The sequence below is a fragment of the Streptomyces sp. NPDC058157 genome, assembly GCF_042884105.1.
Taxonomy (GTDB): domain Bacteria; phylum Actinomycetota; class Actinomycetes; order Streptomycetales; family Streptomycetaceae; genus Streptomyces.
Genome location: NZ_JBHVUQ010000210.1, coordinates 1 through 11,948, shown reverse-complemented (window position 1 = coordinate 11,948; position 11,948 = coordinate 1). Strand labels below are relative to the sequence as shown.

At 75.7% G+C, this 11,948-nt stretch carries 2 protein-coding genes; both read right to left on the bottom strand.

Going from position 1 to position 11,948, the window contains the following annotated elements; genetic code table 11:
* Positions 1-7,234 (bottom strand): type I polyketide synthase (locus ACFVXK_RS32645; protein WP_389618953.1); only part of this gene is annotated, 7,234 nt, incomplete at its 3' end.
* 46 nt (positions 7,235-7,280) lie between these two features.
* The gene (locus ACFVXK_RS32640) at positions 7,281-11,888 is read right to left on the bottom strand and encodes an SDR family NAD(P)-dependent oxidoreductase (protein ID WP_389618950.1); all 4,608 of its coding nucleotides are present in this window, start codon (positions 11,886-11,888) and stop codon (positions 7,281-7,283) included.
* Positions 11,889-11,948 lie beyond the last annotated feature (60 nt).

Below are 11,948 nucleotides of genomic sequence, written 5' to 3'. Positions count from 1 at the left end.
ACTTCCAGACCTCGGCCAGCGCCACCATCACCGCGAAGAGAACGGGCTGCACCACGTCGACCCGCTCCAGCGGGTCATCCGAGCGCAGGACCTCGGTCAGCGACCAGTCGACATAGGGCGCCAGGGCCGCCTCGCACTCCGCGATCCGCGCCGCGAACACCGGCGACGAGTCCAGCAGCCCGACGGCCATGCCGACCCACTGCGAACCCTGACCCGGGAAGACGAACACGGGACGGGAGGAACCGCCGCCCGCGTGACCGCGGACCACACCGGGGGCCTCGCGGCCCTCGGCGAGGGCGGCGAGCGCCTCGGCCGGATCGGCGCCTAGGACCACCGCGCGGTGCTCCATGGCGGCCCGGGTCGTCACCAGCGAGAGGCCGACGTCGGCGGGCTCCGGTGCGGTGTGCTGCTCGGCGAGGTGGGCGGCGAGCCGCTCCGCCTGGGCCCGGACGGCCGCCTCGGACTTGCCCGAGAGCACCCACGGGGTGACGGCGAGCGGGGTGCGCGCCACCTCGGCGGCGACGGTTTCGGGGGCCTGTTCCAGGACCACGTGGGAGTTGGTGCCGCTGATGCCGAACGAGGAGACGCCGGCCCGGCGCGGACGGCCCGTCTCGGGCCACTCCCGCTCCTGCGTCAGCAGTTCCACCGCGCCCGCCGACCAGTCGACGTGCGGGGACGGCTCGTCCACGTGGAGCGTCCTGGGGAGGACGCCGTGCTGGAGGGCGAGGACCATCTTCATCACGCCGGCGACGCCGGCGGCGGCCTGCGCGTGGCCGATGTTCGACTTCAGGGAGCCGAGGTAGAGAGGCTCGTCGCCGGAACGTTCCTGCCCGTACGTGGCAAGGAGTGCCTGGGCCTCGATGGGGTCGCCGAGCGTCGTGCCGGTGCCGTGCGCCTCCACCGCGTCCACCTCGGCCGCCGACAGACCGGCGTTGGCGAGGGCGGCGCGGATCACGCGCTGCTGGGACGGGCCGTTCGGGGCGGTCAGCCCGTTGGAGGCACCGTCCTGGTTGACGGCCGTGCCGCGGACCACCGCGAGGACCGGGTGGCCGTTGCGGCGCGCGTCGGAGAGGCGCTCGACCAGGAGCATGCCCACGCCCTCGGACCAGCCCGTGCCGTCCGCCGCGGCCGCGAAGGCCTTGCAGCGGCCGTCGGCGGCGAAACCGCCCTGGCCGCTCAGGCCCACGAAGCCGGCCGGGGTGGCCATGACCATGACGCCGCCGGCCAGGGCCATCGAGCACTCGCCGCCGCGCAGGGACTGCGCGGCGAGGTGCAGGGCGACCAGCGAGGAGGAGCAGGCCGTGTCGACGGTGACGGCCGGGCCCTCGAAGCCGAAGGTGTAGGAGACGCGGCCGGAGACCACGCTCGCGGTCGTGCCGGTGAGGAAGTAGCCCTCGATGCCCTCGGGGGCCTGCTGGAGCAGGGCCGCGTAGTCCTGGCCGCTGGAGCCGGCGAAGACGCCGGTACGGCTGCCGCGCAGCGTGCCCGGGTCGATGCCGGCCCGCTCGAAGGCCTCCCAGGAGGTTTCGAGCAGCAGGCGCTGCTGGGGGTCCATCGCGGTGGCCTCGCGCGGCGAGATGCCGAAGAACGCCGGGTCGAAGGAGCCGGGGTCGTCGATGAAGCCGCCCTGGATGGCGTCGTGTCCGGCGGCTGCGCCGTCCTGGTGGGGCAGGGCGGGGACGTGCCAGCCGCGGTCGTCGGGTACGGCGGAGACCGCGTCGCCGCCCTCGGTGACCAGGCGCCACAGCTGTTCGGGCGTGGAGACTCCGCCGGGGAGCCGGCAGGCCATGCCGATGATGGCGATGGGCTCGTCGTCGGCGGGGGCCGCGGCGGCGGCCGTGCGGCCGTCGGCGGCGGGGGCCTGGCCGAGCAGGAGTTCGGCCAGGTGGTCGGCGAGGACCTGGGGGGTCGGGTAGTCGAAGATCAGCGTGGCGGACAGGGACAGGCCGGTGAGGGCCTTGAGGGCGTTGCGCATCTCGACGGCGGTCAGCGAGTCGAAGCCGAGGTCGCTGAAGGCGCGCCGGGCCTCGATGCCGTCGGGGCCGGCGTGGCCGAGGACGGCCGCGGCCTGGCCGCGGACCAGGTCGAGGAGGTGGCGCTCCCGGTCCGCCGGCGCGACTGCGGCCAGCAGTGCGGCGAGGGCGTTGTCCGCACCGGCGGCCGCGGCGGTGGCGGCGCTGCGGCGGACCGGGACGCGGACCAGGGCGCGCAGCAGCGCGGGGACTCGGGGGGCGCCCTGGGCGCGGAAGGCGGCCAGGTCCAGGCGGGCGGGCATCAGGTGCGCGTCCGGCAGGGCGGCGGCCGCGTCGAACAGGCCGAGGGCCTCGTCGCTGTCCATGGCGGCGACGCCGGTACGGCCGATGCGGTCGAGGTGGGAGTCGTCCAGCTTGCCCGCCAGCCCGCTGCGTTCGGCCCACAGGCCCCAGGCGAGCGAGGTCGCGGGCAGGCCGAGGGCCCTGCGGTGCTGGGCGAGGGAGTCCAGGAAGGCGTTGGCGGCGGCGTAGTTGCCCTGGCCGGGGCCGCCGAAGGCGGCGGCGACGGAGGAGAACAGCACGAACGCGGTGAGGTCCTCGCCCCGGGTCAGCTCGTGCAGGTTGACGGCCGCGTCCGCCTTCGGGCGCAGTACCGCGGCGACGCGCTCGGGCGTCAGGGCGGAGATGACGCCGTCGTCGGAGACGCCGGCGGCGTGGACGACGGCGGTCAGCGGGTGCTGCGCCGGCACGGTTGCGAGGACGGCGGCCAGCGCGTCGCGGTCGGCCGCGTCGCAGGCGGCGAACGTCGCGGTGGCGCCGAGGCCGGTGAGCTCGTCGTGCAGCTCGGCCGCGCCGGGGGCGTCCTGGCCGCGGCGGCTGAGCAGCAGCAGGTGGCGCACGCCGTGCTCGGCGACCAGGTGGCGGGCGAGGAGCCGGCCGAGAGTGCCGGTGGCGCCGGTGAGCAGGACGGTGCCGTGCGGGTCGTAGGCCGGCGGCGCGGGCTGCTCGTCGGCCGCGGTGGCGATGCGGGCCAGGCGCGGTACGTGGACCTGTCCGGCGCGCAGGGCGAACTGGGGCTCGTCCGTGGCGAGGGCGGCCGGCAGGGCGCGGGCCGAGTCCTCGGCGGCGTCGGTGTCGACGAGGACGAAGCGGTCCGGGTGTTCGGACTGTGCGGAGCGGACGAGGCCCCAGACGGGTGCGGCGGCCAGGCCGGCGGCGGTGTCGCCGGGACGGGCGGCGACCGCGTCGCGGGTCAGCAGGACGAGCCGGGCGCCGTCGAAGCGGGGGTCCTCGGCCCACTGCCGGGCCAGGTCCAGGGCGCGCCGGCCGTGGGCGTGGGCGGCCGCGGCGGTGCCGTCGGCGGCCTCGGGCCGGTAGGGGGCGGCCAGCACCGTACCGGGTACGGGTGCGCCGGCGTCGACGGCCGCGCCGAGCGCGTCCAGGTCGGCGTACTCGGCGAGGCCGGCGGGCAGCACGGCCGGGTCGCGCAGGACGGCCGCCAGCTCCGGGGCGGTGCCGATCAGGGCCCAGGGGCCGGGGGCGGTGGCGGGTGCGGCGGGCGCCTCGGTCCACGTGACGCGGTACAGCGCCTCGTGGTGGTCGGCGCCCGGGCCGGCCAGCTGTTCGGCGGCGACCGGCCGCAGCACCATGGACTCCACGGTGGCGACGGGCAGTCCGGTGCCGTCGGCGAGGAAGACGGTGACGCCGTCGGTGCCGGACGGGGTGATCCGCACGCGCAGGGCGCGGGCGCCGGAGGCGTGCAGCGAGACGCCGTTCCACACGAACGGCAGCCGGCCCCGGCCGGGGCCCATGCCTCCGTCGGCGTCCTGGAACGCCATGGCGTGCATGGCCGCGTCGAAGAGGGCGGGGTGCAGTCCGAAGAGGGCGGCGTCGGCGTCGTGGCCGTCGGGGAAGGAGGCCTCGGCGAATATTTCCTCGCCGCGCCGCCAGACGGCGCGCAGGCCCTGGAACTGGGGGCCGTAGTCGTAGCTCTGGGCGGCGAGGGCGGCGTAGAACCCGTCGGTGTCGAGGGGTTCGGCGCCGGCCGGCGGCCACTGGGCGAGTTCGGCCCAGACGGGCTCGGCGGGCCTGGCGGCGGCCGCCGGGGCGAGGGTGCCGCTCGCGTTGCGGGTCCAGCCGGTGTCGGGGTCGTCGCCGTCGGGGCGGGAGTGGACGGCGAGGGGGCGCTGTCCGTGCGCGTCGGCGGCGCCGACGGAGACCTGGAGCTGGACCCCGCCCCAGGCGGGCAGGACCAGCGGGGCCTCCAGGGTCAGTTCCTCCAGCCGGGAGCAGCCGCTCTGGTCGCCGGCGCGGACGGCGAGGTCCACGAAGGCGGTGCCGGGCACCAGGACGGTGTCCAGTACGGCGTGGTCGGCGAGCCAGGAGTGGGTCTGGAGGGAGAGCCGGCCGGTGAACAGGAAGCCGTCGCCGTCGGCGAGGCTCACGGCCGCGCCCAGCAGCGGGTGTTCGGCGGAGCGCAGGCCCGCGGCGGTCACGTCGCCGGTCTGCGGCAGCCAGCGCGAGGGCCAGTGCCGCTGGTGGCGGAAGGCGTAGGTGGGCAGGTCGACGCGGCGGGCGCCGGTGCCGGCGAAGACGGCGGCCCAGTCGGGGGTGGCGCCGTGGACGTGGGCCGTGGCCACGCCGGTGAGCAGGGCCTGCGGCTCGGGGCGGTCCCCGCGCAGCAGGGGGGTGAACACGGCTTCCTCGGCGGTTTCGGCGCCCATGGACGTCAGCACGGCGTCGGGGCCGAGTTCGACGAAGCGGTGGACGCCGCTGCGGTGGAGGGTGGCGACGGCGTCGGCGAAGCGGACGGCTTCGCGGACGTGGCGCACCCAGTATTCCGGGTCGCGCAGCTCGTCGGCGGTGGCGACGGCGCCGGTGACGTCGGAGACGACGGGGATGGCCGGGGCGTGGTAGGCGATGCTCTCGGCGGCCCGCCGGAAGTCCGCGACCATGGGGTCCATGAGCGGGGAGTGGAAGGCGTGGCTGACGGTGAGCCGCCGGGTCTTGTGGCCGCGGGCGGTGAGTACGTCCGCGATCTCGGTGACGGAGCCGGCCGCGCCCGAGACGACGACGGAGCGCGGGCCGTTGACCGCCGCGATGCCGACGTCCCCGTAGGGGGCGAGCAGCTCGGCGACCTCGTTCTCGGAGGCGCGTACGGAGACCATCGCACCGCCCTCGGGCAGGGCCTGCATGAGCCGGCCGCGGGCGGTGACCAGGCGGGCCGCGTCGGCCAGCGAGAACACGCCGGCCACATGGGCGGCGGCGATCTCGCCGACCGAGTGGCCGAGCAGGTAGTCGGGCCGCAGCCCCCAGCCCTCGACGAGCCGGTACAGGGCGACTTCGAGCGCGAAGAGGGCGGGCTGGGTGTAGCAGGTGCGGTTCAGGTCCGTGGCGTCGTCCGCGAACATCACCTCGCGCAGCGGGCGCTCCAGGTGCGGGTCGGTTTCGGCGCAGACGGCGTCCAGTGCGCGGGCGAAGGCGGGGAAGGCCTCGTACAGTTCGCGTCCCATGCCGGGGCGCTGGGCGCCCTGGCCGGTGAAGAGGAACGCGGTGGGGCCGCCGGCGGTGGTGCCGGTGATCAGGCCGGGGGCCGGTTCGCCGGCCGCGAGCGCGTCGAGCGCGTCGAGCAGGGCGCCGGTGTCGGTGCCCAGGGCGACGGCACGGTGTTCCAGTGCGGCCCGTCCGGTCGCCAGCGAGTAGCCGGTGTCGACGGGCGGGGCGGCGTCCTGGCCGCGCAGGTGCGCGGCGAGCCGGGCGGCCTGCGCGGCCAGCGCGTCCGCGGTCTTGCCGGAGACCGGCCACGGGACCAGCGGCAGCGCGGCCGTCGGGGCGTCGGCCTGCGCCTGGGCCTGGGCCTGGGCGGGTGCGGGCGCGGGGGCCTCTTCGACGATGACGTGGGCGTTGGTGCCGCTGATGCCGAAGGAGGAGACGCCGGCCCGGCGCGGGCGCTCGGCGGATCGGGGCCACGGGCGGGCCTCGGTCAGCAGCTCCACCGCGCCGGCGGACCAGTCGATGTGGGGGGTCGGCTCGTCAACGTGAAGGGTCTTGGGCAGCACCTCGTGGCGCATCGCCTCGACCATCTTGATGACGCCGCCGACGCCGGCGGCGGCCTGGCTGTGGCCGATGTTGGACTTCAGGGAACCCAGCCACAGCGGCAGGCCGGCGGGCCGGTCCTGGCCGTAGGCGGAGATCAGGGCGTGTGCCTCGATCGGGTCGCCGAGGGTGGTGCCGGTGCCGTGCGCCTCGACCGCGTCGACCTGCGCCGCGGTGAGGCCGGCGTTGTCCAGGGCCTGCTGGATGACGCGCTGCTGGGACGGGCCGTTGGGGGCGGTGAGGCCGTTGGAGGCGCCGTCCTGGTTGACGGCGGAGCCGCGCAGGACGGCGAGGACGGGGTGCCCGTTGCGGCGGGCGTCGGAGAGCCGCTCCAGGAGCAGCATGCCGACGCCCTCGGCCCAGCCGGTACCGTCCGCGGCGGCCGCGAAGGCCTTGCAGCGGCCGTCCACGGCCAGTCCGCGCTGGCGGGAGAACTCCACGAACATGCCGGGGGCGGACATGACCGTGGAACCGCCGGCGAGCGCGAGGGTGCACTCGCCGGCCCGCAGCGCCTGGGCCGCGAGGTGCAGTGCCACCAGGGAGGAGGAGCAGGCCGTGTCCAGGGTGACGGCGGGGCCTTCCAGGCCCAGCGTGTAGGAGACGCGCCCGGACACGACGCTGGCGGCGGTGCCGGTGAGGTAGTACCCCTCGACGGGCTCCGCGGAGCGCTGCAGCAGCGTCGAGTAGTCCTGGCCGGTGCTGCCGGCGAAGACGCCGGTGCGGCTGCCGCGCAGCGAGGCCGGGTCTATGCCGGCCCGTTCGAGCGCCTCCCACGAGGTCTCCAGCAGCAGCCGCTGCTGGGGGTCCATCGCGAGGGCCTCGCGCGGGGAGATCCCGAACAGGGCCGCGTCGAAGTCGGCGACGTCCCGCAGGAAGCCTCCCTCGCGGACGTAGGAGGTGCCGGGCTGGTCGGGGTCCTCGGCGTAGAGCCGTTCCACGTCCCAGCCGCGGTCGTCGGGGAACGCGCCGACCGCGTCCGTGCCCGAGGCGACCAGCCGCCACAGGTCCTCCGGGCTGCGCACGCCGCCGGGGTAGCGGCAGCTCATGGCGACGATCGCCACGGGCTCCTGCTCTCCGGCCTCGACCTCGCGCAGGCGCTGGCGGGTCTGGTGGAGATCAGCCGTCACCCGCTTGAGGTAGTCGAGGATCTTCTGGTCGTCCGTCATGATCGGCTGTCCCCTTTGCGCAAGATGTACGCGTCCATCAGGTCCATCAGGAAGTTCCGAGCTCGTTGTCGATGAAGGCGAGGACCTCGGCCGCCGAGGCGGCCTGGAGCTGCTCGGCGACACCCGCCGCCTCCGTCGTGGGCTCCGGTTCGTCGTCCAGGGCGGACAGGAGGCCCTGCATCCTGGCCCTGAGTTGCGCGCGGGCGCGCTTGTCCCCCGTCAGGCCGGCGAGCGCGGCCTCCAGCCGGTCGAGTTCGGCGAGCGCGGACACGGGGGCCGCGAGGCCGTCCTCGACGAGCTGGGCCCGCAGGTGCGCGGCCAGGTCGGCGGGGGTGGGGTGGTCGAAGGCGACCGATACGGGCAGCCCCAGACCGGTGGCGGCGCCGAGCCGGTTGCGCAGCTCCACCGCGGTCAGTGACTGGAACCCGATCTCCCGGAACGGCTGGTGCTCCTCGACCTCCTCCACCGACTCGTGTCCCAGGACCGCCGCCGCCGTACGGCGGACCAGGTCCAGCAGGCGCAGGGTCTGCTCGGTCCCGGTGAGTGCGGCGAGTTCGGCGCGAAGCGCGGAACCGTCCCCGGGTTCACTCTCCTCCATCGCGTTCGTATTCGACTCGGGCGGCTCTTGTCGTGCCGTCCGGGCCGGGGCCGCGAGGGGTTCGTCGAGCCAGTAGCGGCGGTGCTGGAAGGCGTAGGTGGGCAGGTCGGTGCGCTGGGCGCCGGTGCCGTCGAAGACGGCCCTCCAGTCGACGGTGGCGCCGTTGACCCAGGCCTCGGCGAGCGAGGTGAACAGGCGGCGCAGGTCGCCTTCGTCACGGCGCAGGGAGCCGAGGGCGAGGGCTTCCATCTCCGCGAGGCCGACGGCCAGGACCGGGTGCGGGCTCGACTCGATGAAGAGGCGGTGCCCGTCGGCGAGAGCCGCCTTCACGGCCTGCTCGAAGAGGACGGTGTTGCGCAGGTTCCGGTACCAGTACCCGCCGTCCAGCTCCGTGCCGTCCAGCAGCTCACCCGTCAGGGTCGAATACATGGGGACCGATGCCTGCCGGGGGTTCAGACCGGACAGCAGGTCGGCCAGTTCGGCTTCGAGCTTCTCCACGTGGGCACAGTGCGAGGCGTACTCCACCGCCACCCGCCGGGCCCGGACGCCCTCCGCTTCGAGGACGGCGACCAGCTCGGCACAGGCGTCCGCGTCGCCGGAGACCACCGTCGAAGACGGCCCGTTGACGGCCGCAACCGCCAGCCGGTCACCGAACGAGGCCGCGATCCGCTCCGCCGCCTCGGCGGCCGGGAGGCTGACCGAGACCATGCCGCCCAGGCCGGCGATCACATCGATGGCCTGGCTGCGCAGGGCCACCACCTTGGCGGCGTCCTCCAGCGAGAGGGCGCCCGCCACACAGGCCGCGGCGATCTCGCCCTGCGAGTGACCGATGACGGCCGCAGGCTCGACCCCGTAGGACTTCCAGACCTCGGCCAGCGCCACCATCACGGCGAAGAGGACAGGCTGGACCACGTCCACCCGCTCCAGCGGGTCGTCCGAGCGCAGCACTTCGGTCAGCGACCAGTCCACGTACGGGGCGAGGGCCGCCTCGCACTCCGCGATCCGCGCCGCGAACACCGGCGACGAGTCCAGCAGGCCGAGGGCCATGCCGACCCACTGCGAACCCTGCCCCGGGAAGACGAACACGGGACGGGAGGAACCACCGCCCACGTGGCCGCGGACCACACCGGGGGCCTCGCGGCCCTCGGCGAGGGCGGCGAGCGCCTCGGCCGGATCGGCGCCCAGGACCACCGCACGGTGCTCGAAGGCGGCGCGGCCGACCGTGAGGGAGAAGCCGATGTCGACGGGGTCGGTCCCGGGGCGCCGTGCCACGTGCGCGGCGAGCCGTTCCGCCTGGCCGCGCAGGGCGGCGCGGGAGCGGCCGGAAAGCGTCCACGGAACCGCGGGCAGCGTCCTGGCCTTGCCGTCCGGCGTGGCCGGGGCTCCGGCCACGGCCTCGGCCTCCGCTTCGGCGGGCGCCTGTTCGACGATGACGTGGGCGTTGGTGCCGCTGACGCCGAACGAGGAGACGCCGGCCCGGCGCGGGCGGCCGGTCTGCGGCCATTCCCGTTCCTCGGTCAGCAGTTCCACGGCGCCCGAGGCCCAGTCCACCATCGGGGACGGCTCGTCCACGTGCAGCGTCCTGGGCAGCACGCCGTGCTGGAGCGCGAGGACCGTCTTGATGACGCCGCCCACGCCGGCCGCGGCCTGCATGTGCCCGATGTTCGACTTGACGGAGCCGAGCAGCAGCGGCCGGTCCGCGGGCCTGCCCTGGCCGTAGGTGGCCAGCAGGGCCTGGGCCTCGATGGGGTCGCCGAGGGTGGTGCCGGTGCCGTGCGCCTCGACCGCGTCCACGTCGGCGGCCGACAGGCCCGCACCGGCGAGCGCGGCACGGATGACGCGCTGCTGGGAGGGACCGTTGGGGGCGGTCAGGCCGTTGGAGGCACCGTCCTGGTTGACGGCGGACCCGCGGACCACGGCGAGGACCGGGTGACCGTTCCTGCGGGCGTCCGAGAGGCGTTCCACCAGGAGCATGCCGGCGCCCTCGGACCAGCCCGTGCCGTCGGCCGCGGCCGCGAAGGCCTTGCAGCGGCCGTCGGGGGCGAGGCCGCGCTGGCGGGCGAACTCGGTGAAGATGCCGGGCTGCGCCATGACCGTCACACCGCCGGCCAGCGCCGCGGTGCACTCCCCGGCCCGGATCGCCTGCACCGCCAGGTGCAGGGCGACCAGCGCGGAGGAGCAGGCCGTGTCGACGGTGACCGCGGGGCCTTCGAGGCCGAAGGTGTAGGAGACGCGGCCGGAGACGACGCTGGTGGCGCTGCCGGTGAGGAGGTGGCCCTCCACGCCCTCGGGCAGGCGCATGCCGGACCCGTACGAGGAGGAGGCGGTGCCGACGAAGACGCCGGTGCGGCTGCCGCGCAGCGTGCCCGGGTCGATGCCGGCGCGTTCGACTGCCTCCCACGAGGTTTCCAGCAGCAGGCGCTGCTGGGGGTCCATGGCGAGGGCCTCGCGCGGGGAGATCCCGAAGAACCGGGCGTCGAACTCGCCCGCCCCGGTGAGGAAGCCGCCCTCCCTGGCGTAGGTGGTGCCGACGCCGTCCGGGTCGGGGTCGTAGAGCCGTTCGAGGTCCCAGCCGCGGTCGTCCGGGAGTCCGGAGATCGCGTCGCGTCCCTCGACGAGCAGGTCCCACAGCTGTTCGGGTGTGGAGATCCCGCCGGGCAGCCGGCAGGCCATGCCGACGACGGCGATGGGGTCGTCGTCGGGGGCGGCGGCCGCCGCCGGGGCCTGTTCGGCGGGCTCGGGGGTGTCCTCGTCGGCGAAGAGTTCGGCGCGCAGGTGGTCGGCGAGCGCCGCCGGCGTGGGGTAGTCGAAGATCAGCGTGGCCGGCAGGCGCAGGCCGGTGGCCGCGTTCATCCGGTTGCGCAGTTCGACGGCGGTCAGGGAGTCGAAGCCGGTCTCCTTGAACGCCCTGGTGGGCTGGACGCTCTCGGCCGTGGCGTGGCCGAGGACGGCCGCGACCTGGTCGAGGACGAGTGCCACGAGGACCCGGTCGCGTTCGGCCGCGGGCAGTGCGGCGAGCCGCTGCCGGAAGGCGGATCCGCTCTCCTGCGGCGCGGCCGTGACGGCCCGCCGGGAGGGGGTGCGCACCAGCTTCCGGAAGACGGGTGCCACGCCGCCCGCCGCGGCCTGGGCGCGCAGTGCGCCGGTGTCCACGGCGACGGGGACGACGGCGGCGTCACCGGCGGCGCGGCCCGCGTCGAAGAGGGCCAGGCCGCGGCCGGGGGCGAGCGGGGCGACGCCGGAGCGGGCGATGCGCCCGGCGGTGTCGTCGGCGAGGGTGGCGAGCATGCCGCCGCTGGTGTCCCACGGTCCCCACACGAAGGACTGGGCGGGCAGGCCGTGGGCCTGGCGGTGGGCGGCGAGGGCGTCCAGGAAGGCGTTGGCGGCGGCGTAGTTGCCCTGGCCGGGGGCGCCGAAGACGCCGGCGACGGAGGAGAACAGGACGAACGCCGACAGGTCGCCGTCGCGGGTCAGTTCGTGCAGGTTCCAGGCCGCGTCGGCCTTGGGGCGCAGGACGGCGGCGAGCCGTTCGGGGGTCAGGGCGGACAGGATGCCGTCGTCGAGGACGCCGGCGGCGTGGACGACGCCGGTCAGCGGGTGCTCCGCCGGAACGGCGGCCAGGACGGCCGCGAGGGCCTCCCGGTCGGCCGCGTCGCAGGCGGCCACCGTCACCGATGCCGCCCCCAGCTCCTCCAGGTCCGCGACGAGTTCGGCGACGCCGGGGGCGTCGGCTCCGCGCCGCGACAGCAGCAGGAGGTGGCGGACCCCGTGCCCGGTGACCAGGTGCCGGGCGAACAGGCCGCCGAGCTCTCCGGTTCCGCCGGTGACGAGGACGGTGCCCCCCTGCTCCAGCGGGGCGGGGAGGGTGAGGACGACCTTGCCGGTGTGGCGGGCCTGGCTGAGGTGGCGGAAGGCCTCCCCCGCCCGGCGGACGTCCCACGAGGTGACGGGGAGCGGCTCCAGGACGCCCTCGGCGAACAGGCCGAGGACTTCTTCCAGGAGTTCACCGATGCGCCGGGGGCCGGCATCGATCAGGTCGAACGACTGGTACGACACCCCCGCATGCTCCGCCGCAACCCGCTGCGGGTCGCGCAGATCGGCCTTGCCCATCTCCAC